This is a genomic window from Sagittula sp., from assembly GCF_052825245.1.
In genome coordinates this window covers 45,987-71,208 of sequence record NZ_JBRBWD010000006.1, presented here as the reverse complement: position 1 = coordinate 71,208, position 25,222 = coordinate 45,987, and the positions used below count along the sequence as shown (strand labels likewise).

General features: G+C 64.5%; 22 protein-coding genes and 1 tRNA gene. 13 read left to right on the top strand and 10 right to left on the bottom strand.

The features are described from left to right. From ACU0DV_RS01030 to ACU0DV_RS01015, 4 genes are all read right to left on the bottom strand, one after another. The coding region (locus ACU0DV_RS01030) for a hypothetical protein (RefSeq protein ID WP_446242324.1) at positions 1-252 on the bottom strand (252 nt) is incomplete at its 3' end. A 146-nt stretch (positions 253-398) separates the two neighbouring features. Beyond that, positions 399-1,061, bottom strand: a complete 663-nt coding sequence (gene msrQ, locus ACU0DV_RS01025; RefSeq protein WP_446242325.1) for a protein-methionine-sulfoxide reductase heme-binding subunit MsrQ — start codon at positions 1,059-1,061, stop codon at positions 399-401. 63 nt (positions 1,062-1,124) lie between these two features. Continuing rightward, positions 1,125-2,027 (bottom strand): protein-methionine-sulfoxide reductase catalytic subunit MsrP, encoded by a 903-nt coding sequence (gene msrP, locus ACU0DV_RS01020; protein ID WP_446242326.1) that lies wholly within the window; start codon positions 2,025-2,027, stop codon positions 1,125-1,127. A gap of 146 nt (positions 2,028-2,173) precedes the next feature. Further along, a complete protein-coding gene (locus ACU0DV_RS01015; protein ID WP_283981891.1) occupies positions 2,174-3,739 on the bottom strand; it encodes an FMN-binding glutamate synthase family protein in 1,566 nt (521 codons plus the stop codon). Between the two features lie 119 nt (positions 3,740-3,858). Here ACU0DV_RS01015 and ACU0DV_RS01010 point away from each other — a divergent pair, with 119 nt between their 5' ends. The 3 genes from ACU0DV_RS01010 to ACU0DV_RS01000 all read left to right on the top strand — a co-directional run bounded on the left by ACU0DV_RS01010 (position 3,859) and on the right by ACU0DV_RS01000 (position 6,983). Further along, a complete protein-coding gene (locus ACU0DV_RS01010; protein ID WP_446242327.1) occupies positions 3,859-4,314 on the top strand; it encodes a DUF302 domain-containing protein in 456 nt (151 codons plus the stop codon). Positions 4,315-4,501: 187 nt separating this feature from the next. Further along, positions 4,502-4,990, top strand: a complete 489-nt coding sequence (locus ACU0DV_RS01005) for a fasciclin domain-containing protein (protein WP_100928911.1) — start codon at positions 4,502-4,504, stop codon at positions 4,988-4,990. A 241-nt stretch (positions 4,991-5,231) separates the two neighbouring features. Beyond that, positions 5,232-6,983: a calcium-binding protein gene (locus tag ACU0DV_RS01000; protein ID WP_446242328.1), complete on the top strand. Its 1,752-nt coding sequence runs from the start codon at positions 5,232-5,234 to the stop codon at positions 6,981-6,983. A gap of 87 nt (positions 6,984-7,070) precedes the next feature. On the opposite strand, the gene ACU0DV_RS00995 is transcribed toward ACU0DV_RS01000, so the two are convergent. Then, positions 7,071-7,301 carry a hypothetical protein gene (locus ACU0DV_RS00995; protein ID WP_100930935.1) on the bottom strand — a complete coding sequence of 77 codons (231 nt, stop codon included), beginning with the start codon at positions 7,299-7,301 and terminating at the stop codon, positions 7,071-7,073. 145 nt (positions 7,302-7,446) lie between these two features. Here ACU0DV_RS00995 and ACU0DV_RS00990 point away from each other — a divergent pair, with 145 nt between their 5' ends. The 4 genes from ACU0DV_RS00990 to ACU0DV_RS00975 all read left to right on the top strand — a co-directional run bounded on the left by ACU0DV_RS00990 (position 7,447) and on the right by ACU0DV_RS00975 (position 9,073). Beyond that, entirely contained in the window at positions 7,447-8,151 is a 705-nt protein-coding gene (locus ACU0DV_RS00990) for a M48 family metallopeptidase (RefSeq protein WP_283981888.1), read from the top strand. A 95-nt stretch (positions 8,152-8,246) separates the two neighbouring features. Beyond that, on the top strand, positions 8,247-8,513 hold the full coding sequence (locus ACU0DV_RS00985; RefSeq protein ID WP_446242329.1) for a DUF6455 family protein: 267 nt from the start codon (positions 8,247-8,249) through the stop codon (positions 8,511-8,513). Positions 8,514-8,516: 3 nt separating this feature from the next. Further along, entirely contained in the window at positions 8,517-8,807 is a 291-nt protein-coding gene (locus tag ACU0DV_RS00980; protein ID WP_446242330.1) for a DUF6455 family protein, read from the top strand. A 2-nt stretch (positions 8,808-8,809) separates the two neighbouring features. Continuing rightward, positions 8,810-9,073 carry a DUF6455 family protein gene (locus tag ACU0DV_RS00975; RefSeq protein ID WP_446242331.1) on the top strand — a complete coding sequence of 88 codons (264 nt, stop codon included), beginning with the start codon at positions 8,810-8,812 and terminating at the stop codon, positions 9,071-9,073. Positions 9,074-9,177: 104 nt separating this feature from the next. On the opposite strand, the gene ACU0DV_RS00970 is transcribed toward ACU0DV_RS00975, so the two are convergent. Then, positions 9,178-10,161, bottom strand: coding sequence for a complex I NDUFA9 subunit family protein (locus tag ACU0DV_RS00970; RefSeq protein WP_446242332.1), 984 nt, complete (start codon positions 10,159-10,161; stop codon positions 9,178-9,180). Between the two features lie 146 nt (positions 10,162-10,307). On the opposite strand from ACU0DV_RS00970, the gene ACU0DV_RS00965 reads away from it, so the two are divergent. Continuing rightward, positions 10,308-10,394 (top strand) — tRNA-Leu (locus tag ACU0DV_RS00965). Positions 10,395-10,881: 487 nt separating this feature from the next. Here ACU0DV_RS00965 and ACU0DV_RS00960 read toward each other — a convergent pair. The 4 genes from ACU0DV_RS00960 to ACU0DV_RS00945 form a co-directional block, all read right to left on the bottom strand. Continuing rightward, positions 10,882-12,039 carry a Gfo/Idh/MocA family protein gene (locus tag ACU0DV_RS00960; RefSeq protein ID WP_446242333.1) on the bottom strand — a complete coding sequence of 386 codons (1,158 nt, stop codon included), beginning with the start codon at positions 12,037-12,039 and terminating at the stop codon, positions 10,882-10,884. A gap of 456 nt (positions 12,040-12,495) precedes the next feature. Then, the gene (locus tag ACU0DV_RS00955) at positions 12,496-14,511 is read right to left on the bottom strand and encodes a DNA/RNA non-specific endonuclease (RefSeq protein WP_446242334.1); all 2,016 of its coding nucleotides are present in this window, start codon (positions 14,509-14,511) and stop codon (positions 12,496-12,498) included. A 188-nt stretch (positions 14,512-14,699) separates the two neighbouring features. Beyond that, positions 14,700-15,710, bottom strand: coding sequence for a Gfo/Idh/MocA family oxidoreductase (locus ACU0DV_RS00950; RefSeq protein WP_446242335.1), 1,011 nt, complete (start codon positions 15,708-15,710; stop codon positions 14,700-14,702). A 218-nt stretch (positions 15,711-15,928) separates the two neighbouring features. Next, positions 15,929-17,149, bottom strand: coding sequence for an ROK family transcriptional regulator (locus tag ACU0DV_RS00945; protein WP_254698072.1), 1,221 nt, complete (start codon positions 17,147-17,149; stop codon positions 15,929-15,931). 282 nt (positions 17,150-17,431) lie between these two features. On the opposite strand from ACU0DV_RS00945, the gene ACU0DV_RS00940 reads away from it, so the two are divergent. The 5 genes from ACU0DV_RS00940 to glgB all read left to right on the top strand — a co-directional run bounded on the left by ACU0DV_RS00940 (position 17,432) and on the right by glgB (position 25,222). After that, on the top strand, positions 17,432-18,457 hold the full coding sequence (locus tag ACU0DV_RS00940) for a sugar ABC transporter substrate-binding protein (RefSeq protein ID WP_100928904.1): 1,026 nt from the start codon (positions 17,432-17,434) through the stop codon (positions 18,455-18,457). Between the two features lie 144 nt (positions 18,458-18,601). After that, the gene (locus ACU0DV_RS00935; RefSeq protein WP_100928903.1) at positions 18,602-19,672 is read left to right on the top strand and encodes an ABC transporter permease; all 1,071 of its coding nucleotides are present in this window, start codon (positions 18,602-18,604) and stop codon (positions 19,670-19,672) included. Next, positions 19,669-20,469, top strand: coding sequence for an ATP-binding cassette domain-containing protein (locus ACU0DV_RS00930; protein WP_198521700.1), 801 nt, complete (start codon positions 19,669-19,671; stop codon positions 20,467-20,469). Before ACU0DV_RS00935 ends, ACU0DV_RS00930 begins: the two co-directional genes overlap by 4 nt. A gap of 173 nt (positions 20,470-20,642) precedes the next feature. Beyond that, the gene (locus tag ACU0DV_RS00925) at positions 20,643-23,021 is read left to right on the top strand and encodes a glycogen/starch/alpha-glucan phosphorylase (RefSeq protein WP_283981881.1); all 2,379 of its coding nucleotides are present in this window, start codon (positions 20,643-20,645) and stop codon (positions 23,019-23,021) included. Further along, positions 23,018-25,222, top strand: coding sequence for a 1,4-alpha-glucan branching protein GlgB (gene glgB, locus ACU0DV_RS00920; protein WP_446242336.1), 2,205 nt, complete (start codon positions 23,018-23,020; stop codon positions 25,220-25,222). The genes ACU0DV_RS00925 and glgB overlap by 4 nt, the downstream gene beginning before the upstream one ends.

Sequence of the window (25,222 nt, the reverse complement as noted above, 5' to 3'; positions counted from 1 at the left end):
CAGATGTTTGCCTCGCTTCCCTTTCCGAACCCCTCGTTGGCGTCCCGTCCGTTCCGTCTGGCGTCCCGTCTGGCGCCTCAGCGCCGCCGGTGAAGGGGTATCTACGGTTACTCGCTCAAACCCGCAAGCAGTTTTTTCGGGTTTCGTCGTCTTTTTTTCATATATCTCTATTTTTCGAGCAATTTCAGTATGTTGCTGAATGAATTTTTTGACGCTTCCGGCTTGATTGGGTGCTTTGAGCCAGGCGAACACCTGTGACTCACCCCGCTCCGGCCGCTATCCACAGGCTTATCCACCAATGGCCCCTACGTAACCCTGCGCCAGGGGCGATTCACCGGCCGAAGAAGCGCGAGTCACCCCCCATTCCTGTGAATCGCCGGAAATGAAAAAGGCGACCCTCAGGCCGCCCTTTCCCGTTTCGCTGTCTGACGGCGCCTCTGCGGCCACCGAAGCGCCAGCAGTCCGATGACCGCCGCCATGTAGAAGAGCGGCTCCAACTGGAAACCTTTCGCAAGCAAGACGAAGTGCAGGGCGCCCAGAAGGGCCACCGCATATGTCACCTTGTGAAGCTGCCGCCATCGGGGCCCGAGTTTGCGGATCGACCAGTTGTTCGACGTCGCCACCAGGGGCAGCATGAGAACAAAGGCTGCCATGCCTATTGTGATGTAGGGCCGTTTCACGATGTCGGCCCAGATCTGCGAGAGGATCTGCACGTCCAGGACAAGCCAGACCAGCAGGTGCAGGGCGACATAGTAGAAGGCCATCAGCCCGAGCGCCCGGCGGAACTTCAGAAGGTTGACCGACGCGTGCCGGCGCAACGGGGTTACCGTCAGTCCGGCGATCAGCAACCACAGCGCCCACTGCCCCAATTCATGCTCCAGCGCCTTGATGGGTTCGACACCCAGCCCGCCCGTGGCGCCGAGGTACACGAACCACGGGGCCGGAAGGGCAAGCGCGACGTAGACGACCCACGTGGGAACACGCCGCGCGAACGTGTTGAACGCATCACGCGCGCGGGTCAGGGCCGACTCGGTGTCTTTTTCCTGGGGGCGATGGCTCAAGGTCCAGTCTCCGGTGATCTTTGAAAGTGCGCAGCGCGCGGCGTCCATAAGGAAGACCGGCGGTCAGAAGTTGGCCTTGAGGTCCATGCCTTCATAGAGAGAGGCCACTTCGTCGTATCCGTTGAACATCAGCGTCGGTTCGCGGCTGGAGAACAGGCCGCCCCCGATCTTGCGTTCGGTCGCCTGGCTCCAGCGGGGATGGTCGACCTCGGGGTTCACGTTGGAATAGAAGCCGTACTCGCGCGCGTTGGCCTTGTTCCATGAGGTCGGCGGCTCTGTCTCGGTCAGGGTGATCCGGACAATCGACTTGATCGACTTGAAACCGTACTTCCACGGAACGATCAGCCGGATCGGAGCGCCGTTCTGATTGGGCATCGGCTTTCCATAAAGACCGGTCGCCATGAGGGTCAGCGGATGCTGCGCCTCGTCCAGCCGCAACCCTTCGACATAGGGCCAGTCGAGGACGGGATAGCGAAGGCCCGGCATCTCCTCCGGGCGATAGGCCGTCTCGAAGGCGACGTACTTCGCTTCGGGCTTCACGCCGACCATGTCGAGCAGATCGGCCAGCTCGAACCCGTTCCACGGCACGACCATCGACCAGGCCTCCACGCAGCGGAAACGGTAGATGCGCTCCTCTACGTCCATCTGGCCCATGATGTCGGCCATGGAGTAGTCGCCCGGCTTCTCGACAAGCCCGCCGATCGTGATCGACCAGGGTTCGGTCGTCAGGGTATGCGCGTTCTTCACCGGGTCCGTCTTGCCGGTCCCGAACTCATAGTAGTTGTTGTACGAGGTGATGTCTTCGAAGGTGTTCGGCTCCAGCGCATCCTGGGCGCGCGCGCCCACCGGCAGGGCGGCGCCAAGCCCGGCGGCGCCGAGCGCGCCGAACAACTGGCGGCGATTCATGAACAGGTGTTCGGGCGTCGCGTCTGCCCGGGTCAGGTCGTTTGTCCAGCGGCGGCTCATGCGCAAGTCTCCTCGTTTGCTGAGGAGGAAGATAAGCCGCCTGCAGAGAATCGAAACAAACGATGTCTCACGTTGACGCTACGCCCGTGAAACATTCCCGGCCGATGCCCAAAAGGCGCGCTTGCCTGCGATACGCCCGCGTCCCGTCACTCCGCCGCATCCTTGACGTCCATCCGGCGCAGCGCGTCCTCGAACTGCTTGAACCCGCGCGCCCTCGCCATCCCTTCGAGCCCGAGGTGCACCGACGGATGGATCTCGTTCATCTGGACGGAGGAGCCATCGTCCTTCACCACGCGCACGTGGCGGCGGCGCATCTGGCGAGGCTCGGCCACGCCGACAGAGTGGGCAATCGTCTCCACCTCGCTGATGACCGCCTTGGCGTAGGCCGCGACCCTCTTGTCCTTCTCTTCGACCACCAGCCCCTTCTGAAGAGAGGGTATGTGCGTGGTGATGCCGGTCGGACAGGTGTTCTTGTTGCACTTGAGCGCCTGGATACAGCCCAGAGAGAACATGAACCCACGCGCGGAGACGGCGAAGTCCGCCCCCATGCAGATCGCCCAGGCCACATCCGCCGGGGACACCAGCTTGCCCGCGGCGATGATCCGGACCCGGTCGTGCAGCCCGGCGAGGTCGCGCAGGTCCACCATGCGGATCAGCGCGTCGCGCAGCGGCAGGCCCACGAGATCGATCAGCGGCATGGGTGCGGCACCTGTCCCGCCCTCGCCGCCGTCCACCGCGATGAAGTCCGGCGCGCTTTCCTCTCCGCGTTCCTTGATCTTGCGGAAGAACTCGAACCACGGTTCCGCAGAGCCGATGCAGGTCTTGAAGCCGACCGGCTTGCCCGTGACCTCCCGGATGTGTGCGATCAGGTCGAGAAGCCCGTCGAAATCGTCAACCTCCCGATGCCGGTTCGGGGAAATCGCGTCGATTCCCATGGGCACGCCACGGATCGCGGCCACTTCCTCGTCGATCTTGGCCGCCGGGAGGATACCCCCCTTGCCGGGCTTGGCGCCCTGGCTCAGCTTGATCTCGAACATCTTGATGCAGGGCTTCGCGGCGATCTCGCGCAGCTTTTCGTCGCTCAGGTTCCCGGCGTGATCGCGCACCCCGAATTTCGCCGTCCCGATCTGGTAGACGACATCGCAGCCGCCCTCTTCATGGTAGGGGGCCAGACCGCCCTCCCCCGTGTTCATCCAGATGCCCGCCATCTTCGCACCGCGCGACAGCGCGCGCACTGCCGGTTTGGACAGGGCGCCGTAGCTCATACCGGAGATGTTGAAGATCGACTGCGCCATGTAGGGTTCGCGGCAGTAGGGCCCGATCTCCATCGGTTCGGTGGAGGCGTACTGGTCGTCCAACGGCGGGAAGACCGCGTTCATGAAGATCGGCGTGCCGGGGATGTTCAGGTTGCGCGTCGACCCGAAGGCCACGGTGTTCGACTTCTTCTCTGCTGCGCGATAGACCCAGTTCCGCTGCGCGCGGTTGAAGGGCATCTCCTCCCGGTCCATGGCAAAGAAGTACTGGCGGAAGAACTCGCCCAATTCGGTGAAGATCCCCCGGAAGCGCCCGATCACCGGATAGTTCCTGCGGATCGCGTCGCCTGTCTGCCGGCGGTCGAGGAAATACATGACGATCACCGCCGCGACGCAAACCCCGATCACGAAGACGAAAAACAGCGCCAGATATTGCAGCGCCAGCATTGCATATTCCATATTCGCCTCCCCGAATGTGTTGATTTGTCTCAACGCACATATGTCTTATGCTGACTATTCTGACACCATTGCGACACGTTTGGCACCCCCGTCAGCGTGATCAGCATAAGGGAGGAATCATGAAACACTTCATAAGAGCGCTCGCTGTCTCCGCCTGCGCCACCGTGGCCGCGGCCCCGGCGCTGGCGCAGGACGTGGTCACCTATGATACGGACCAGAGTTTCGACGACGTGATCTTTGGACTGGAGAACGCAATCCTCGACGCCGGGCTGGTTGTCGACCACATCTCCCACACCGGCGACATGCTGGAGCGCACGCGGGCGGACGTGGGTTCGGACGTGGTGCTGTTCGAACATGCGGACGTCTACAGCTTCTGCTCGGCCCAGATCAGCCGGGAGGTGATGGAAGACGACCCGATGAATATCCGCTTCTGCCCGTACGACATCTTCGTCATCGTCCGGCCGGAGACCCCGGACACCACGACAATCGGCTTCACGCAGTATCCCGAAGGCGCGATGCAGAAGGTGCAGGAGATGCTCGACAGCATTGCGCGGACCGCAATCGGCTTGGACTGATCGTCACGCGCGCTCACGTTGCGTAACGACAAGTTCATTGGACCTTCGAACGGCGCGCGGCTTAGCGGCGCGCCGCATTCCGTCAAGGTCCGGGGACGGCGGAATTCTCATGATCCGGCACGGTGAACGCGCCGTAGTTCTCCACGATGCATGACCAAGGCATCGAGATCAAACAGGAGGACCCGAAATGATCCGCAAGACCTTTATCGCTGCCGCCGCCGCCCTCGCTTTTGCCGTTCCCGCACACGCAGGCTCGCACTCCATGTCGAAGGACATCGTGGACACCGCGACCGAAGCGGGCAGCTTCGAAACGCTGCTGGCCGCCGCGACCGCCGCAGGGCTGGTCGACACGCTGAAGGGCGAAGGCCCGTTCACCGTCTTCGCCCCGACGGATGAGGCCTTTGCCGCCCTGCCCGCCGGCACCGTCGAGGACCTGCTGAAGCCCGAGAACAAGGAACAGCTCGTCGACATCCTCACCTACCACGTCGTGCCCGGCAAAGTGATGTCGACCGACCTGTCCGATGACATGGCCGCGACCACCGTCGAAGGTGGCGATATCATGATCGATCTCGACAACGGCGTCATGGTGAACGACGCGACCGTGACCCAGGCCGATATCGAGGCTTCCAACGGCGTGATCCACGTGATCGACAAGGTGATCATGCCCAGCATGTGATCTGTCTTCAGATCCCAGACAAACGGCCCGCCAATGCGCGGGCCGTTTCCTTTTGCGCAACCAGCGCCGCCAATGCGCCCCAATCGGCGGTCCGGCCGACCTGTTCGCGCTCAAAATGACCCCTTTGTTAACCTTAACGCTCCGCTAATCCGCCCCAAGGCGCCTCTAGCAAAAGGTCCGACCGCCCAGCCCGAGTGTCCGGCCGGGACGGCAGGTGATCTTTACGAGCAAGGAACGACAAATGGCGACCGTCTACGAAACCTCAGACTCCAACATCAACGCCTACGCGAGCGGCAGCTACACGATCGGTTTCGACGACGTGTTTGCAGGCACCTACGGCGGCGGCGATGCTCAGGACGGTATCAACCTGCCGACGCTTGAGGCCGGCACGACCTACACGATCACCATGACGGTGGACGACATCTCTGGCCATCACGCGATGGGCATCATCAACCGCAGCAACTTCCATTCGCTGGGTGTGAACATCGCCGATGGCGAGGTGATCGGCGAATATCCCATCACCAACACCTTCGTGACCGTTTCGAACCCGACGGTCGTGGGCAACACGATCACGATGGACGTCACGCCGATGTTCACGCAGAGCTATTCGCTTTTCATGCAGGGTGAGGCGTCGCACACGGACAACTACACGCTCTCCATCGCACCGACACCGATCCCGCCGGTCTACACTCCGGGCGAGGATTCGGTCACCGGCACCTCCGGCGACGACATCGCGGGCCTGCTGGACGGCGATGACACATATGCCGGTGGTGAGGGCAACGACACCGTCAGCGGCGACAACGGCCACGACGTGATCCTCGGCGAAGGTGGGGCCGACTGGCTGAATGGCAACGCGGGCGACGACAGCATCGACGGCGGTGCGGGCGACGACATGCTGATCGGCTCCGGCGGCGTGGACAGCATCTTCGGCGGCGCGGGCAAGGACACGCTCGACGGCGGCAACGACGACGACGAGCTGCACGGTGGCGACGACAACGACCTGCTGCTCGGCGCGAAGGGCAACGACATGATGTACGGCGACGCGGGCGACGACACCTTCAAGGGCGGCATGGGCAATGACACCATGGACGGCGGCGCCGGTGCGGATGTGTTCCTGGTCGAGGCGGACGCGGGCGACGACCGTATCGTCAACTTCGAGGACAACGTGGACAGGATCGACGTCTCCGGCATCGGGATCTACGACCACACCCAGCTGAACAAGACAGACGACGGCACCGACACCACCATCGACTTCGGCAACGGCACCAAGATGGTGATCGAGGGCATCCTGGCAGCTGACATCGACAACGCCGATCTGATCCTCGACGTGAACCCCTTCGTCGCGACCGTCGCCAACGACACGCTGCATGGCTCAGACGGCAACGACCTGATGAGCGGCGGTGACGGCGACGACCGTCTGTTCGGCGAGAACGGCAACGACGTGCTGAACGGCGATGCCGGTCGCGACGACCTGCGCGGCGGCATGGGCAACGACTCGCTCTACGGCGGAGACGACAACGACAAGCTGCAGGGGCAGGCGGGCGACGACTTCCTCAGCGGCGGTGCCCAGAACGACAACCTGCAGGGCGGCGCGGGCAACGACTGGCTCGAAGGCGGCACCCACAACGACCGCCTCGACGGTGGCGACGACAACGACATTCTGCTGGGCCAGGACGGCAACGACAACCTGATGGGTGGCAACGGAGACGACACGCTCGACGGCGGCAACGGCCGCGACCTGCTCGCAGGCGGCGCAGGCGCGGACGTCTTCGTCTTTGCGACCGGCACCAACCGCGACACGATCACCGACTTCGAGGATGGCATCGACCAGATCGACCTGACCGGCCTTGCCCCCGCAGGCATCACCGAGTTCGCCCACCTCGCGATCAGCGACAACGGCGTCGACGCGGTGGTCATGCTGGACAACGGCAACTACGTCACGCTGCTGAACACGCTGGCGGCCGACCTCGACGCCACCGACTTCATCTTCTGAGGTCGTACCGACGCGCAAACGAAAGGCCCGCCGTACACCGGCGGGCCTTTTCATTGCATGCGCCTTAGGGAAAGACCCGCGAAGGCCTCAGCCGTTGCGCCTGTAGATCCCCTCGGGCAGGTTCACCGCCGCGATCAGGTCGTTCATCTGGGTGATGCTGAGCGTCACCTTCATCTCCCTGTCGGTCCGGGGATCGTACTGCGTGACGGTCACGCATTCCTCGAAGCTGGAGATGATGACGTCCTCCTGCAAAGGCGTTCCGCCCTCGTCCACGAGGGTCACAACGGTGGCGTCAAAGTCGTGCTCGATGCTGAACATGGAAGAACCGTAGCGCGCCGCACTGGCAGAGAAAACCGGAATCGGCGGTTTGGGCGGAAGTCCGTCACGGTTGCGTGGACGGGGTGGCGCCAGCGGCATGGGGCGACTATTCTCGGTTGCAACACTCAAACGTCCCGGATGACAGATGTTCAGATTCGCACTCCTGGCCGCGCTGGCCCTTTCTGCCTGCGCCACGGTTCAACTGCCTTCGCCGGTTCCGTCGCCCGTGGGCGCCACCTCGGCCCAGTTGCGCGCCAACCAGGCCGCCCGCCAGTTCGTCGAGGTGGTGGAAGCGGTCGAGCCCGTTGCGGAACAGATGTGCCGCGCCCGGACCTCTGGCTTGAACTGCGATTTCCAGATCGTCGTGGACGACCGCGCCGACCAGCCCCCCAACGCCTTCCAGACCGTCGACCGCTTCGGGCGGCCAATCGTGGCGTTCAATCTCGGCCTCATCAACTCCGTCGAGAATGCCGATGAGCTGGCCTTCGTGATGGGCCACGAGGCCGCGCACCACATCCGCGATCACCTGACCAAGACCCGCGAAAGCGCGACGGTCGGCGCCGTGGTCTTTGCAGGCATCGCCGCCATCAGCGGCGCCGAGGCCGAGGCGGTCAGGAACGCCGAGCAGCTTGGCGCCGCGGTCGGCGCGCGCACCTACTCGAAGGAATTCGAACTGGAGGCGGACCAGCTGGGCACCATCATCTCGGCGCAGGCGGGTTACGACCCGGTGCGGGGCGCGGCCTTCTTCGCGCGCATCCCCGATCCGGGCAACCGCTTCCTCGGGTCGCACCCGCCCAACGCGGCACGGCTGGAAGTCGTGAAGCGGACGGCGGCCAGCATCGGCCGCTGAGGCCATTTCCCTCGTTGACCTGAGTCAAGGCGCGACGCGTCCCGCCAGCTAAACTCCCGCTCAACCGTTCAGGACAGCGAGAGGAGATACCAGCGATGCAAAGCAAGGACACGTTGAAGCGCCACGCCGCGCTAGTGGATCACATGGCCGGCACGCAGGGGCTGGATCTGGAAGAGCTGATGCTGCGCGGCAAGCTGACCATTTCCGAGCTGGACGACGCCGTGCTCCGCTGCACGGCCTGCACCTCGCCCGGGTCCTGCGAACATTGGCTGGCCGCCATGACCACAGAGCCGGAGGCCGACGCCCCGCCGCCCGCGTATTGCCGGAACAAGACGATGTTCGCGGACCTTCAGGGAGGATGAGCCATGGCTGACGGAACCGCTTTTCCGCCCGTCCTGGGCGACGAGGTCGAACACTACTGGCTGGTTCAGCGCATGGCGAAAGCCACGGGCGTGGACCTCGTTCAGGCGATGGACTCCGGCCTCCTGACACAGGAGGAGTGGGCCTCCATCGTCACCCGGTGTCGCGGCTGCCAGTGGACCGAAGGATGCGGCGACTGGCTCGACCAGCCGATCGACGACACCCGACCGTTCCCGCAGCCCTGCGTCAACCGCAAGCGGCTCGCCCGGATCGGAGACCGCCTCGCGGAGCTCTGAGCATGTCACAGCACCTCGGCGACCCGGCCCGGCACTTCTTCATGACGCGTGGTGTGGCGCGGGTCATGGGCGTGAACCTTGGCGACGCCCTCAATTCCGGCCAACTCGAACCGCAGCGTTACGCGGACATGGTCACACGCTGCCGCGGATGCGCATTGGTCGAAGCCTGCGAGGAATGGCTTGCGGCGCAAACCCTGATCAGCACGGCGCCCCCGCCCGGATGCTGCAATAGCAACGATCTGTGCCGGTTGCGCGAAATGCACTAACGCGCTTCCACCCCCCTGAACACCTCGGGCAGACAACCGAATCGCAAACGAAAAAGGGCGGCACCCGGTGCCGCCCTTTCCCAATTCGAAACCTTGTCTGCGCCTTACTGCATGCGCAGGTTCTTGGCCGATTCCTTGATCGCGTCGTACTGGCCGGACGGACGGAACCGCCAGAGATAGTCGGGAAGCACCGCTTCCACCGCTGTCGGCGTGATGCCGAGATCGGCAAAGGTCTTCGTCTCGCCAGAGACCACGTTGTCGTGGTGCAGCGTCTTCACCTGGTCCCGCGTGATCTGCGCCGGAACGAGGCCAAGCGTCAGCTTCTCGACCAGGCCCATGACAGAGGCCAGCGGCCCCGCGATGAAGAAGGGGAGGTTCACGATCAGCCTGCGCCGGTGAATGACCTTCAGCATGTCCTGCATCATCTCGCGGAACGTCATGACATCCGGCCCGCCCAGTTCGTAGATGCCCGGCTCTGCCTGACCCAGCACGCCCATCACCGCGGCGCGGGCGACGTCGTCCACATAGACCGTCTGGAACTTCGTGTCGGCACCGACCAGCGGCAGCGCCGGACCGAAACGGGTCATCGTCGCGAAACGGTTGAAGAAATCGTCCTCCGGCCCGAAGATCACGGAGGGCCGCAGGATCACGGCGTCGGGCATGTGCTCGAGCACACCGGCCTCGCCCTCCCCCTTCGACGAGGCGTAGGCGCTGTCGGCGTCTCTATCCGCACCGATGGCCGAGATATGCACCATGCGGGTGATGCCGCGCTCCTTGGCGATGCGCGCGATACGCGTCGCACCCTCCGCCTGGACGGCGTCGAAATTGTTCTTGCCGGACATGTCGAAGGTGCCGACGCAGTTCACCACCGCGTCCGCCCCTGCGGTTGCCGCGCGCACGCTGTCGTCGTCGCGGATATTGCAGAACACCGGTTCGACCTGGCCGACAACACCGTACGGCTTGACGAACAACGCCTCGTTCGGGCGACGGACGGCGACGCGCACGCGCCAGCCCTCTTTCGCCATGCGGCGGGCGATGTAGCGGCCGACGAAACCGGAGCCGCCGAAGATGGTGACGAGTTTGGACATGGCCTGTCTCCCTTGCGCCGATATTCCCCGGTTTAAGGGTCCGGGACGGCAGGGGCAAGGCGCCCGATTGCCGCGTGAAAATTCTTTTCAGAGCCTTGTTGACACCGGGCCGCGACAGCCGTAAACCCCGCCCTCACCAAGCCCGTGCCCAGATGGCGGAATTGGTAGACGCGCTGGTTTCAGGTACCAGTGACTTAACGGTCGTGGAGGTTCGAGTCCTCTTCTGGGCACCATAAAATCCCCCCAAGCTTCTGAATTGAATGAACTTGGGGGGATTTTTGGTTTCTGGGGTGTTGCCTTCCATATGACACGCCCCCTCCGCCGCAGATCACCAAGCCATCAGGCAAAGCACCGGTTCGCCGCGAAAGCGACGCTCATTGCACGCGATCGGGAATCAGGGGGCGGCGGGCCCCTCCTGCGCGCATCGCCCAACTTCCCGTTCAGGGGCGACGCCGCGATTCCTGCGAACGGCTGCAAGCAAGCATCTTCCGCTACTCAGCCAACAGAGAAACCTGCTTCGGCGTGGTCTCTTGCGGTCACACAACCGTGCCTGACCTTCCGACGACAGAGGACACGACGCGCCCTGACGCCCCACAAAGCCAAAGCATCGGAGGCCGCGGGTTGGAGCGGGGTGGCCGCGCGAAAGGCCGAGCCGGACGACCTTTCGGCTTTCAAGGCGCCGCGCGATGACAAACGCGCAAGAGGCGCAACGCCCGTGACTTACCGGAACATCGGCGGGCGGGCGTCCATCCATGCGCCGTCGGCCCGGCCGCTTTCGGCAACGGCCATGACTGCCGCCATGGAGCGCAGTCCGTCCTCAGCACGGGGATACAGATTCGCGGCCGGGTCGATCTCGCAGTTCTCTTTCTGTGCGCGGATCGCTTCGGCCAGGTCCTTGTAGATATTGGCAAAGGCGAGAGGCATCCCCTCTGCGTGGCCGATGGTGACACGACTGGTGCGGTCCGCCTCGGGCGAAAGACCGGCCTCGCCACGTTCGATGACCTGAAGGCGCCCGCCAAGAGGCATCCAGTAGAGCTGGTTCGGCTGCTCCTGCGACCAGCGCAACCCGCCCCTCTCGCCGAAAACCTGCAGCGTCAGCCCATGCTGCCGCCCGATGGCAACGGAAGACGTCCAGAGCCGGCCAACCGCCCCGCCGTCGAAGCGCAGATTGACCATGGCGTCGTCCTCCAGCACCCGCGACGCGATGCAGGACACCGTATCCGCCGAGAGCCGTTCCGCTTCCTGGCCGATCACGAAACTGGCCATGTGCAGCGCGTGAATACCGCAATCGGCGAATTGCGCCGAGACACCCGCCTGCGCCGGATCGTAGCGCCAGCGCACACGCGGATTGTCGGCGTCCGCCGCGTCCGCGTGGTGGCCGTGCGCGAATTCGGCCTTGACCAGACGGATGGCGCCAAGGTCGCCGCGTGCCACCATCGCCCGCATGTGCCGCACCAGCGAATAGCCCGTGTAGCCGTAGTTCACGGCGCAGATGCGGCCCGAGGCGCGGGCAATCCGCACGATCTCTTCGCCTTCCTCGACCGTCATGGTCATCGGCTTCTCGCACAGCACGTTGAAGCCGTTTTCCAGAAAGGCTTTGGTGATCTCGAAATGCGTGGCGTTCGGCGTGGCGACGGTCACGAGGTCGATGCGGTCGTCGCGATTGCGCTCACCGGCCAGCATCTCCTGCCAGTCGCCGTAGGCGCGATCCGCCGCAAGGCCGAGGCGTTGGCCATATGTGCGCCCGGCGTCGGGCCGGTGGTCCAATGCGCCGGCGCTGAAGGTGAACAGCCCGTCCAGCCCGGCGCCCAGCCGGTGTGCCGGACCGATCTGGCTGCCTTCGCCACCGCCGACCAGCCCCCATGCGAGTTTGCTCATGCCTTGCCTCCCTTTACCCTAGGTCGCCGAGCCAGCCCCGGACCGCCGTTCAGACGGCTGGATCGGCAGGCGGGTCGGCATCATTTCCAGACGGACCGGCGCCGTGCATGTCGTGCCGTTTCAGGAAACAGCACGTTCCGGTATTCAAGCCTTGCCGAGCCGGTTCCTCCGTTGGCCCGGCATATACGGAACGGCGCGTCCGATAAGTCGAATGTTGATCACGACGAGCACGGCAGAGACCGGTCGGTCAAGACATATCCACCCTCCTCTACGCCGTATCGGAACGGCCTGTCCCTGAGATTTTCACCACCTGCCCGTCAGACGAGGTCCCGTTCGACCTGAGCGCAGGCAAGGCCTGCTCTGGTCATGACCTCATGGCCCCTGATCGGACACCGCGACCGCCTCCCTGCTACCCGGCACGCCGTCAAACAGTCGACGGTCCCGCGGAGGATGGACCTAGAACCACCGGATCTGCGTGCCCGTCAGAAGCGGCACCTTCACCGGGCCGGTGCCAAGCGATTCCTGCTGGCCCAGCGGGTCGATCTCGGCCAGACCGCCAAAATGCAGGCCGGTTTCCGACTCGATTGAGCGGATGGACACCTGCGCGGCCTCGTTCGTGTGGCTGGACTGGAACGCGCCGAAGACGAACTCGTCCTGTCGTGACAGGTTTGCCGTCTGGTCCATGCGGTAGCCGGTGGCCGAGAGGTGGCCGGTGCGTTCGTGCACGAAGGCGATGATCTTCCAGAAGGCCACCGGCACCTGCACACCGTAGAACACCGGGTCGTCGTCCTTGAGCACCGGGCCGGTGTAGACACAGATGCGCATGTCGTCGTCGATGGCGTTCTGCAGGGCGTGATCCTCCAGCTCCAGCCAGATCGGCGCGTTGAACGACTGCATCTGCGGCGTGGCGTTGGTGACGTGCATTGAATCCTCGTTGCCGAGGCGCGCCTCAGCCGCAGAGCCCCAGCCGGGATCGTTACGGCGGGTCATGTGCCCGCGCGAGAACTTCGGCGGGTTGCCGTAGCACTCCTTCATGATCTGGAACCGCTTGTCGATGCGGCCGTCGTATTTCCAGCCGACACGCCGGGCGGCCTTGGGCTCCGTCCCGTCGATATTGACCGCCGACCACAGGCACATCCGCCGCGGTTCGTTCATCGAGACGGAAAAGTGCTGATATTTCAGGACCGTCTCTTCCTGCCCGTCGAAGTCGAACCGCAGCAGGTCCGTCTCGTCGATCAATTGCGGCAGGGGGCAGAGCAGCCCGCCGTCACCGATGAAATCGGGACGGAAGCCGGGTCTGTTTCGGTAGCTCTCGGCCGGGGCCTCGGTCACATCCAGCAGATCATCGTCGGACTGGACGAAAGGCGCCATGGGCCGGGTTTGCACATCTATGGCCGGGACGGGATCGCCAAGCGTGACAGTGATCGTCAGGGGAATCGTCGTGGTGACGGAGGTGCGGTACGCTTCGGGACGCGGGGCCTGCGGCGCGAGCTGTGGCCGGGCGGGCCGTCTGCCGGTGGTGACCTGGCGCAGCGCCTCCGCCACCACATCGCACCGCACCGCGTAGTTGGTTCGCATGAATGCGCCGGAATAATGCAGCCCCAGCGCCTGCCCGCTGTCGAGGTCGATCACGGCAGACCCGGAGTTGCCGCCAAGCGTCGTGCAGTCGTGGTAGAGGCGGCTGTCCTCCAGGAACGTGACAGCACCCGGCGCAAGCCGCTTGTGGTTATAGCGGGCGCCGAAGATGTCCTCCATCAGGGTGAAGTCCGGGATGCGGCTGTCAAAGGCGGGATAGCCGATGACGGCGGCATTGTGTGTCTGCACCGCCGTCTCGGCCAAGGGAATCGGTTCGGCGAGGCGATGGTCGCCAGCGGCACGCTCAACCCGGAAGAAGGCGATGTCGGGCCCCGGAGCGGGCGTGATGTGCAGCACCTGCGTCAGGCGGAAGACGCGGGTGTCGGGATTGTCGAACTCCGATAGGAAGTCGACCTCTGCCCGGATCGGGCGCCCGCCGGACTGGGTGAAGGTAAAGCCGTCGCCACCTGCCTGCGCGAACTCCTGTGCGACGTGGCGGTTGGTGACGACGATATCCTCGGCCACGAGCCAGCCGGTGCCGACCCATGACAAGGGGGCGTTGTGCAGGTTGATCCGACCGACGGCGCGGATGGCTGGATCCAGCGCACCCGCCGCGGCGGCAAGGCGCGCCTTCCACACGTCGCTTTCGGTGTCAGAGGCGAATTCGAGCACCGCCGCGTTGTCGCGCACGTCCAGCACCGGACGGTTGCGGCGCAGGATGATGCTTTCCTTCAGGAATATCCCATCGAGATCGTGCGCGCTGCGCGTGCCGGTCAGATCGGCGGTAATGTCCAGTGCCTCTTCGGCAAGCGCCGGGTCGGTTTCGGCGATCTTGCGGTTGAAAACGGCCAGTCGTTGCAGGCTGTCGCGCGCCACACGCTTGGGAAGCTGGGCCATGGGACCTCCGGGAAATGAGCTTGTGCAAAATGAAAAGGGTCGCTCTCCCATAAGGCGAGACCTGCCCTTTCAAAGCAAGCAGAGTTTCCCGATACCTTCATGACACCCAGGCCAGGGCCGCGCGTCTTTCCTTCCGCCCATGCGGGGCGCTCCGTCTGCCACCCCAGCCGGAGCGACAGGCCGCGCGCCTACCGCTGCGAATAGAAGGCCGGCCGTTCGATCAGGGCGATGTCCTGACGGGTGCCCGCCTCCAGTGCCTTCACGCCGGTCTCTGCGATCAGCGAGGCCGCGTAGCCGTCCCAGGCGGAGGCCGCCAGTTCCGGGTATTCGCCGCCCCTGACCCACTTCAGGAAGGCCTTGTTCTGCTGCCGGTAGGCCTCCGCATAGCGGTCGCGCCAATCGGGATCATGGGCCTGCGTCTTGACCGCGTCCTTGTCCATCCGGGTGTAGGTGACATGGTTCGTGGCGATGGAGCCACTCTCGCCCACCAGCTCCGCCTTCACATCATAACCATAGGCCGCATTGTTGTTCACTTCGACGGTGACGATCTGGTCGTCGCCGGTCTGGATGACCATGACCACCGGGGCCACCTTGTCGTCGGACCGCCGGGGCTGGCTTGCGGTGATGGTCACGGCCTCCGACCCGAGCATGTAGCGCAGGATGTCGAATTCATGCGGCGCGGAGTTGGTGATCGCCATGGCCCCGGTGAAATCGGCAGAGGGCGTCGATCCGTTGCGGTGCCAGTTGTGCATCATCAGCGGAGTTCCGATGGCGCCTCCGGTCAGCGCGGCGCGCATCTGGATGTAGGCGGGATCGTAGCGTCGCATGAAACCGACCATGATGTGCCGTTCCCCAGCGGCCTCTTCTGCCTTCATGACCTCGAGACATTCGGCCGAGGATTGCGACAGGGGTTTTTCGCACATCGCCTTCTTGCCGGCCCGGATACAGGCAAGGCTGAGCGGCGCGTGGGTGAAGTCCGGCGACGCAATGATGACCGCATCGACATCGTCGCACGCGACGACGGCTTCGGGGTCGGTTGCGATGTGTTGCGCACCAAGCGCCTCTCCAACCTTGCGGGCGCGGGCCTCGTCCTTGTCGCAAAGAACCTGAAGGGTCGCGCCGGGAAGGTCTTCGGCCACGATGCGGGCATGGTCGGCGCCCATGATACCGGCTCCGATGACGGCGATGCGGATGGTCATGTCAGTCTCTCTGCAAGGGAAAGCATGTGACAGTCGTGTCGCGAAGCACGGCGGGACGGAAGCCCGAGGCGCGCTTTTGATCTCAAAATCTGTCAGGCTTGGTGCGCCTTCGATGATGTGCGGCCCTCGCGCATGTCGATCCGCAGCCGACAAAAGGGGCCGTCCGACACACCGGCAAAGATGACCAAGTGATGGTCTCCTGCCGATCAGCCCCTATCTCAGGCCTTCAGGAAGGCGTTCCGGTCGACAAGGAAACGATCCGACAGCGGCAGGCTGGCGGCGCCCAGGGCACGCGCGTCGTGGCCGATAGTGCCGGGCCTGATCTCCGGCACGTCGATCCCGGCCACGCTTATCTCGTCGAGCCTTTCACGTGTCCGCCTGACGATTTCGGACCTGACCGCTTCGGGCAGCCAGCCGTCGATCATCACCGCCTCGAAGTCGATGAGACAGGTGGCGGACAGGATGGCATAGGCCAGCCCGTCGACGGCCCGCTGCATCCAAGGCTCCAGAACCGCATCGTCCAGTTGCCAGGCCTGTGGCGTCGACCAGATCATCTCCGACTGGCCGCCGGCCGCGATCACCATCTGTTCCAGCGTGATGAGCGACGCGACATCGACAAGCTGGTGCACCTTCGCCCCCTCCATCCCGATCGGGATTGAACCGAGCGCCGCGGCATTCCCGGTGCGCCCGGTGTACAGCGTGTTGTCCAGCACCATGCCGCCGCCGACGAAAAACCCGATAAAGAAGTACAGGAAGTCACGCGGCCGGTTCTTGTCGCCAAAGACCAGTTCTGCCCCGCAGGCGGCGGATGCATCGTTGCGCAGGTAGACCGGGAAGTCCCAGCGGTTGGCGATGTCGACGGCAATGTCGCGGTCCCGCCAGTCGGCCATGTCCTCCGGTGCGACGCCGAGTGGCTGCGCCCAGTCGTGTAGGCGGAAGGGAATCGCGATCCCCAGACCGGCGACCCGGGCGCGCTGCGCTGCAGAGAGCTTGCCCAGCAGTTTCTCTATCGATTCGTTCGCGAAGGCGATGACATTGTCGGGGCTCGGATAGCGGTGGGTGACGCTGACCCGACCTTCGACATGTCCGCGGAAGTCGGTCAGGATCAGGTCAAGGCTCCGCCGCCCGACCTTCAACCCAAGAAAATAGGCCCCGTCCCGCGCGAGGTTCATCGGGACCGACGGCTGGCCGACCTTGCCGCGCACGGGTTCGCCCTTTTTCAGGAGACCGTCCGATTCGAGCCCACGCATGATGACCGAAACGGTCTGGGCGGACAGTCCGGTCAGGCGCGCGATCTCTGCCTTGGCGAGCGGGCCGACCTGACGGATCAGCGTCAGAACCAGCCGTTCGTTGTGCGCCCGCACGCCGGATTGGTTGGAGCCGCGCGCACCATCCAGAACGACCGGGGTCGCATCCCCTCCCTGAACACTTTCCCTCATGATGCCATCGACCTTTTGTGCTATCCTCCCGTCAGGGCGCCTTCGCTGCACTGTAGCAGCTAATGCCGCGTCGCAGCAGGATTTTTTTCCTTAATCGACGCCCTGACCCACCTTTGAAATCTCGCGCGGCAGCGCGCGCCTGTCAATAATAAATACATCTGATTTATTTATTGTTGACAGCTTGGCGTCGAATCTGTTCTTGTCGGGACAGAGAGCCGGAACACCGGATTCTGGGCCACATCGTGTCGCGCACCGGCCCCGCGACGATCTGGGAGGATACACATGAAAAAGCTTCTGACGGGCACCGCCCTGGCACTGGCAGCATTCGCCACCGGCGCCGCTGCGGAAAGCCACGGCATGTCGGCCAGCGCATGCCTGATCACCAAGACGGACACCAACCCGTTCTTCGTGAAGATGAAGGAAGGCGCGACCGCCAAGGCCGAAGAGCTCGGGATCGAACTGAAGACCTTCGCAGGCAAGGTGGACGGCGATCACGAAACCCAGGTGCAGGCGATCGAGACCTGCATCGCGGACGGTGCCAAGGGCATTCTGCTGACCGCATCCGACACCTCTTCCATCGTCCCCGCCGTGCAGCAGGCACGTGACGCTGGCATCCTGGTGATCGCGCTCGACACCCCGCTGAACCCGATCGACTCGGCTGACGCGACCTTCGCCACCGACAACTTCCTCGCCGGTGAACTGATCGGCAAGTGGGCCGCCGCCAAGCTGGGCGACGAGGCCGCAAACGCCAAGATCGCGATGCTCGACCTCGCCGTGTCCCAGCCGACCGTGGGCGTCCTGCGCGACCAGGGCTTCCTGCAGGGCTTCGGCATCGAACTCGGCGACCCGAACAAGTGGGGCGACGAGGAAGACGAGCGCATCGTCGGCAACGACGTGACCGCGGGCAACGAGGAAGGCGGCCGCAAGGCGATGGAGAACCTCCTCGCCAAGGATCCGATGATCAACGTCGTCTACACCATCAACGAGCCCGCCGCCGCAGGTGCCTACGAGGCGCTGAAGTCGATCGGCCGCGAGAACGACGTGCTGATCGTCTCCGTCGACGGCGGCTGCCCCGGCGTGCAGAACGTTGCGGACGGCGTGATCGGCGCCACCTCCCAGCAGTACCCGCTCCTGATGGCCTCCAAGGGCATCGAGGCGATTGCCGCATGGGCCAAGGACGGCGTGAAACCGCAGCCGACCGAGGGCAAGGACTTCTTCGACACCGGCGTCTCGCTGGTCACGGACGAGCCCGTCGAAGGGGTCGAGTCGATTTCCGTTGCCGAGGGCACCGAGCGCTGCTGGGGCTGATCCCGCGGCCAAGGCGCTGCGGCGCCTGACAAAATCCGAAGGGGCGACCTCCGCCCCTTCACCATGGACGCGCGGGCTGCCACGGGTTTAGGCTGAAGGCAGGCGCGCACCAAAGACGCAGCCACATCTCAGGGAGGAGCCCCCATGTCCGAGACTGCCTCAAAAGGGCAGGACTACGAGTCGTCGTTGTCGCGCGCCACCAGTTCTGTCGCGGAATTCGAACGACGCAAAGGTCTTGTGCCCAAAATCCAGGGGGCGCTGCATTCGACGCCCGCCCTGGTTCCGCTCATCGTTCTCGTACTGTCGATCGTCGTGTTCGGCCTGCTTCTGGGGTCGAAGTTCTTCTCGCCCTTCGCGCTGACGCTGATCCTCCAGCAGGTGCAGATCGTCGGCATCGTGGCAGCGGCCCAGTCGCTGGTCATCCTGACGGCGGGCATCGACCTGTCGGTCGGCGCTATCATGGTGCTGTCGTCCGTCGTGATGGGCCAGTTCACCTTCCGCTATGGCATCCCGGCGCCGGTCTCCATCCTCTGCGGGCTTGCCTGCGGGACCCTGATGGGCTTCATCAACGGCTGGCTGGTGGCGAAGGTCAAGCTGCCGCCATTCATCGTTACGCTCGGCATGTGGCAGATCGTTCTGGCGACCAACTTCCTCTACTCCGCGAACGAGACGATCCGCGCGCAGGACATCGAAGCCCAGGCCCCGATGCTCCAGTTCTTCGGCACGGTCATCGCCCTTGGCGGCGCCCGCCTGACCTACGGCGCGATCTTCATGCTGCTGCTGTTCCTGTTCCTCGCCTACATGCTGAACCAGACCGCTTGGGGCCGACACGTCTACGCAGTCGGTGACGACAAGGAAGCGGCGGAGCTCTCGGGCATCGAGGCCAACAAGGTCCTGATCTCCGTCTACATGGCATCCGGGCTGATCTGCGCCTTTGCCGGCTGGGCCCTGATCGGGCGGATCGGGTCCGTTTCTCCGACGTCCGGCCAGCTTGCCAACATCGAATCCATCACCGCCGTGGTGATCGGGGGCATCTCGCTCTTCGGCGGGCGCGGCGCGGTCATGGGCTCGCTCTTCGGGGCGCTCATCGTGGGCGTGTTCACCCTCGGGCTGCGGCTGCTCGGCGCGGACGCACAATGGACGTACCTCCTCATCGGCGTGCTGATCATCGGCGCCGTCGCGTTGGACCAGTGGATCAGAAAGGCATCGGCATGACCATTCAGCCCGTCGTTCAAGGCCGGAACATCGTGAAGCGCTACGGCCACGTGACCGCCATCGACCATGCGGACTTCGATCTCTTCCCCGGCGAGGTGCTGGCGGTGATCGGGGACAACGGCGCAGGCAAGTCTTCCATCGTGAAGGCGATCTGCGGCGCGGTCCAGCCCGACGAGGGCGAGATCAAGATCGAGGGCAAGCCGGTCCATTTCCACTCTCCGCTCGACGCGCGGGAAATGGGGATCGAGATCGTCTACCAGCAGCTTGCCCTGTCTCCGGCGCTCTCCATCGCGGACAACATGTTCGCCGGGCGGGAGCTCCGGAAGCCGGGCATCATGGGCTCGGTCTTCCGCCAGCTCGACAAGAAGAGGATGGAGGACTTCGCCCGCAAAAAGCTGACCGACCTCGGCCTGATGACCGTGCAGTCGATCAACCAGGCGGTCGAGACGCTCTCGGGCGGCCAGCGTCAGGGGGTCGCCGTGGCCCGTGCCGCCGCCTTCGCCCGGAAGTTCATCATCATGGACGAACCGACGGCGGCGCTTGGGGTGAAGGAAAGCCGCCGCGTGCTTGAGCTGATCCAGGACGTGCGCGCCAAGGGCATTCCGATCATCCTGATCTCCCACAACATGCCGCACGTCTTCGAGGTGGCCGACCGAGTGCACATCCACCGCCTGGGCAAGCGTCACGCGGTGGTCGATCCGAAGAAGATCTCCATGTCGGACGCGGTTGCCATCATGACCGGCGCGCTGGAACCGCCGCCGGTCGAAGAACAGCAGCTTGCACCCAAGGCTGCCTGACAAACAGGCGCCCGCGCGATCGCGGGCGCCGCACACACGCTCCGACGGTCAGGAGGCTTGCCATTAACTCGGGCATTCGTCAGATGTTAGCGGTATCGGAACTATCGGCTGACTTGCCGGTCGTCCAAGCTAGTGTTGAATGAAACAATGAAACACCGCCGAGGACCTCTCCCATGAAAGACGAAATCCTGCGCCATCTGCGTTACGGCCTTGGCAAGGACGCGGAGCATTCCTCCGTCTACGACTGGCGGATGGCGCTGTCCCGTGCCCTGCGCGACCGGATGGTGGACAACTGGATTCCCTCCACGCAGGAGGCCTACAGCTCGGGCGCGAAGCGGGTCTATTACCTGTCGATGGAGTTCCTGATCGGGCGACTGGTGGAGGACATGGCCTCCAACCTCGGGCTGGTCGACGAGGCGAAGGCCGCGCTGAAGGAGCTTGGTCAGGATTACGAAACCATCGTGAAGGACGAACCCGACGCGGCGCTCGGCAACGGCGGACTCGGGCGGCTCGCGGCCTGTTTCATGGACAGCCTCGCGACGCTCGGCATTCCGGCGATGGGCTACGGCATCCGCTACGAGCACGGGCTTTTCGAGCAGGACTTCGTCGAGGGTCAGCAGGTCGAACGGCCGGAGACATGGCTCCAGCAGGACCACATCTGGGAGTTCGAGCGCCCCGAGGTGCAGTATCCGATCAGCTTCGGCGGCCACGTGGAGCATCACGACGGCCAGGCGCACTGGCACCCTTCGGAGACGGTGATCGCCACCGCCTACGACACGCCGGTTATCGGCTGGGAAGGGCGCTGGGGGAATACGCTGCGGCTTTGGGCGGCGATGCCCACGAAGGTCTTCGACCTCGCCAGCTTCAACCGCGGCGATTACCTCGCCGCCGGCCGGTCGGAGGCGCTGGCGCGCACGATCTGCCGCGTCCTCTATCCCGACGACACGACGGAGACGGGCAAGGAGTTGCGCCTGAAGCAGGAGTACTTCTTCACCTCCGCCTCCATCCAGGACCTGCTGCGGCGCTTCCTGTCGACCCATTCCGACATCCGCACCCTGCCCGATGCCGCCGCAATCCAGCTCAATGACACGCACCCGGCGATTGCCGGCCCGGAACTGGTGCGCCTTCTGGTCGACAAGCACGACCTCGGCATGGACGAGGCCATCGCGCTGGCCCGCCGCTGCCTTGGCTACACCAACCACACGCTCCTTCCGGAGGCGCTGGAGCGCTGGCCGGAATGGCTGTTCGGGCGCGTGCTGCCCCGCCATCTGGAAATCATCCGCGAGATCGACGCCGACCACCTGCGCCGCCACGAGGGCGCGCCGAAGATCCTCGACCATGGCAACGTGAACATGGGCGAACTGGCCTTCATCATGGCGCACAAGGTCAACGGCGTCTCCGCGCTGCACACCGATCTGGTGAAGAAGACCGTCTTCCACGACCTGCACAGGATCCACCCGCAGCGCATCGTGAACCAGACCAACGGCATCACGCAGCGCCGCTGGCTGAAGACCTGCAACCCGGCGCTGTCCGGGCTGATCACCCGCGAACTGGGAGACGGCTGGGTCACCGATCTGGACCTCCTGTCAAAGCTCAAGTCGCGCACCGGCGACGTGGCCTTCAAGGAGGAATTCGTCGCGGCGAAGCGCGCCAACAAGGTGCGGCTGGCCAACTGGGTGACAGAGACGATGGGCATCTCCATCGACCCGGACGCCATGTTCGACGTGCAGATCAAGCGCATCCACGAATACAAGCGCCAGCTGATGAACATCCTCGAAACGGTCGCGCTCTGGAACGAGATGCGGGCGCACCCGGATGCCGGCTGGACACCGCGGGTCAAGATCTTCGGCGGCAAGGCCGCGCCCGGCTATCACGTCGCCAAGGAGATCATCCACCTGATCAACGACGTGGCCGCGGTCATCAACTCGGACGAGATCACGAAGGACCTGCTGAAGGTCGTCTATCCGCCGAACTACAACGTCACCATGGCAGAGGTGCTGATCCCCGCCGCCGACCTGTCGGAACAAATCTCCACCGCGGGCAAGGAAGCGTCTGGCACCGGCAACATGAAGTTCGCCCTGAACGGCGCGCTGACCATCGGCACGCTCGACGGCGCGAACGTGGAAATCCGCGAACATGTCGGGCCGGAGAACTTCTTCCTGTTCGGCCTGACCGCCGAGGAGGTGATGGAGCGCCGCATGCAGCCCGGGTACGCCCGCGCCGCCATCGACGCCTCGCCGCGCCTGCAGCGCGTGTTGGGCCAGATCGTCGAGGGCCGCTTTTGCCCGCAGGACCAGGGTCGCTATCACGGGCTTGTGGGGATGCTCTATGACAGCGACTATTTCCTCGTGACATGCGATTTCGACAGTTACTACGATACCCAGCGCCGCGCCGACGAGGCGTACAAGAACGCCCGCAACTGGGCTGCCATGGCGTTGGTAAACACGGCGTCGATGGGCTTTTTCAGCTCCGATCGGACGATCAAGGGGTATGCGCGCGACATCTGGCATGTCGGATCGCGCCTCGGCGCCGGGGAGGAGGCCGCCGAATGAACTTGATAGAACCTGCGGACGCGGACCGGCTGCTGTCCGGACAGCACGCCGACCCGTTTTCCGTTCTCGGGATGCACGACGTGGACGGCAGCATCGTCGTCCGCGTGCTGCGTCCGGGCGTCGCCGCGGTGGAGGTGCTGGACCGCAAGACCGGCCGCGCCGCCGCGACGCTGGAAAGGGTGCGCGACGATCTGTTCGCCGGGGCGATCCCCCGCCGCAAGAACCGCTTCGCCTACACGCTCCGCATGTCGGAGGCGGGCGAGACCTGGGTCGAGGAAGACCCTTACGCCTTCGGGCCGGTCATGGGCGAACTGGACGAATACCTCCTTGGTGAAGGCACCCACGGGCAGCTCTGGCGGGCGCTCGGCGCGCATGTGACCGAACATGATGGCGTGAAGGGCACACATTTCGCCGTCTGGGCGCCCAACGCCCGGCGCGTCTCGGTCGTCGGGAACTTCAACAACTGGGACGGACGGCGGCACGTGATGCGCCGGCGCGGCCAGACCGGCGTGCACGAGATCTTCCTTCCCGGAGAGGGTGACGGCACGGTCTACAAGTACGAGATCCTGAACCTCGACGGTGCGTTGATGCCGCTGAAGGCCGATCCGGTCGGTTTCGGGTCGGAACTGCCGCCCAAGACAGCCTCGGTCGTGCGCGACCTGTCCGGCTACGAATGGAACGACGCGGGCTGGATCGAAGGCCGCGGGGCAATGCAGCGCTACGACAAGCCGATCAGCGTCTACGAGGTGCATCTCGAAAGCTGGCGGCGCGTGCCGGAGGATGGCGACCGCCCCCTGACCTACCGCGAACATGCGGAACAGCTGGTGGCCTACGCCGCCGACATGGGCTTCACCCATATCGAGCTGACACCGATCTCCGAATATCCGTTCGGCGGATCGTGGGGGTATCAGCCCGTCGGACTGTTCGCGCCGACCTCCCGGTTCGGCAAACCGGACGATTTCCGCGCCTTCATCGACGCCGCGCATCAGGCGGGGCTGGGGGTCATCATCGACTGGGTTCCGGGACACTTCCCGACCGACAGCCACGGCCTTGGCCGCTTTGACGGCACCGCGCTTTACGAGCACGCGGACCCCAAGGAAGGCTACCACCCCGACTGGAACACGCTGGTCTACAACTACGGCCGGGCGGAGGTTGCCAACTACCTGATCGCCAACGCGAAGTTCTGGCTGGACGAATACCGCATCGACGGGCTGCGCGTGGATGCCGTGGCCTCCATGCTGTACCGCGACTATTCCCGCAAGGCGGGCGAGTGGGTGCCGAACAAGCACGGCGGACGCGAGAACCTCGAGGCCATCGATTTCCTGCGGCACATGAACGAACAGGTCTATGCCGCCCATGGCGACATCATGACCATCGCGGAGGAATCGACCGCCTTTCCCGGCGTCTCGGCCCCGACCGACACCGGAGGCCTCGGCTTCGGCTTCAAGTGGAACATGGGGTGGATGAACGACACCCTGCGATACATGGCCGAGGACCCGATCAACCGGAAGTATCACCACGACAAGATGACCTTCGGGCTGCACTACGCCTTCTCGGAGAACTTCATCCTGCCGATCAGCCATGACGAGGTGGTGCACGGCAAGGGCAGCCTGCTCGGCAAGATGCCCGGCGACGAATGGCAGCAATTTGCGAACATGCGCGCCTATCTCGGCTTCATGTGGGGGCATCCGGGCAAAAAGCTGCTCTTCATGGGCTGCGAATTCGCGCAGTACGGCGAATGGAACCACGACCGGAGCCTCGACTGGCACCTCCTGGACTACGCGCCGCACGCCGGTGTGCAGCGGCTGGTCCGGGACCTGAACGCGCTCTACCGCGCCGCGCCCGCGCTTTACGAACTGGACGCCCGGTCCGACGGCTTCACATGGATAGATGGCGGCAACGCCGAGGACAGCATCTTTGCCTGGACCCGTCAGGGCCTTGACGGTGCGCCCGTGCTGGTGGTCGCCAACTTCACGCCGGTGACGCGCCACGGCTACCGGATCGGGGTGACCCGCAACGGCCACTGGGACGAGGTCCTGAACACAGACGCGCCGGTCTATGGCGGATCCGGGCAGGGCAACCCGGGCGGGTGCACCTCCGAAGAGGTGTCGGCCCACGGGCGCAGCAACTCCATAGAGATCACGGTGCCGCCGCTGGCCACGGTGTTCTTCAAATACTCCGGGACCGGAACCGGGAGCTGA

Coding starts and splice junctions, on each gene's coding strand:
- ACU0DV_RS00955 (WP_446242334.1), bottom strand. CDS start 14,511: ATGGCCCAGCTTCCCAAGCGTGTGGCGCGCGACAGCCTGCAACGACTG.
- ACU0DV_RS00970 (WP_446242332.1), bottom strand. CDS start 10,161: ATGTCCAAACTCGTCACCATCTTCGGCGGCTCCGGTTTCGTCGGCCGC.
- ACU0DV_RS00975 (WP_446242331.1), top strand. CDS start 8,810: ATGTCACAGCACCTCGGCGACCCGGCCCGGCACTTCTTCATGACGCGT.
- ACU0DV_RS00930 (WP_198521700.1), top strand. CDS start 19,669: ATGACCATTCAGCCCGTCGTTCAAGGCCGGAACATCGTGAAGCGCTAC.
- ACU0DV_RS00940 (WP_100928904.1), top strand. CDS start 17,432: ATGAAAAAGCTTCTGACGGGCACCGCCCTGGCACTGGCAGCATTCGCC.
- ACU0DV_RS01010 (WP_446242327.1), top strand. CDS start 3,859: ATGAAACACTTCATAAGAGCGCTCGCTGTCTCCGCCTGCGCCACCGTG.
- msrP (WP_446242326.1), bottom strand. CDS start 2,027: ATGAGCCGCCGCTGGACAAACGACCTGACCCGGGCAGACGCGACGCCC.
- ACU0DV_RS01005 (WP_100928911.1), top strand. CDS start 4,502: ATGATCCGCAAGACCTTTATCGCTGCCGCCGCCGCCCTCGCTTTTGCC.
- ACU0DV_RS00925 (WP_283981881.1), top strand. CDS start 20,643: ATGAAAGACGAAATCCTGCGCCATCTGCGTTACGGCCTTGGCAAGGAC.
- ACU0DV_RS01000 (WP_446242328.1), top strand. CDS start 5,232: ATGGCGACCGTCTACGAAACCTCAGACTCCAACATCAACGCCTACGCG.
- ACU0DV_RS00935 (WP_100928903.1), top strand. CDS start 18,602: ATGTCCGAGACTGCCTCAAAAGGGCAGGACTACGAGTCGTCGTTGTCG.
- ACU0DV_RS00980 (WP_446242330.1), top strand. CDS start 8,517: ATGGCTGACGGAACCGCTTTTCCGCCCGTCCTGGGCGACGAGGTCGAA.
- ACU0DV_RS00945 (WP_254698072.1), bottom strand. CDS start 17,149: ATGAGGGAAAGTGTTCAGGGAGGGGATGCGACCCCGGTCGTTCTGGAT.
- ACU0DV_RS00985 (WP_446242329.1), top strand. CDS start 8,247: ATGCAAAGCAAGGACACGTTGAAGCGCCACGCCGCGCTAGTGGATCAC.
- ACU0DV_RS01015 (WP_283981891.1), bottom strand. CDS start 3,739: ATGGAATATGCAATGCTGGCGCTGCAATATCTGGCGCTGTTTTTCGTC.
- ACU0DV_RS00960 (WP_446242333.1), bottom strand. CDS start 12,039: ATGAGCAAACTCGCATGGGGGCTGGTCGGCGGTGGCGAAGGCAGCCAG.
- ACU0DV_RS00950 (WP_446242335.1), bottom strand. CDS start 15,710: ATGACCATCCGCATCGCCGTCATCGGAGCCGGTATCATGGGCGCCGAC.
- ACU0DV_RS00990 (WP_283981888.1), top strand. CDS start 7,447: ATGTTCAGATTCGCACTCCTGGCCGCGCTGGCCCTTTCTGCCTGCGCC.
- glgB (WP_446242336.1), top strand. CDS start 23,018: ATGAACTTGATAGAACCTGCGGACGCGGACCGGCTGCTGTCCGGACAG.
- ACU0DV_RS00995 (WP_100930935.1), bottom strand. CDS start 7,301: ATGTTCAGCATCGAGCACGACTTTGACGCCACCGTTGTGACCCTCGTG.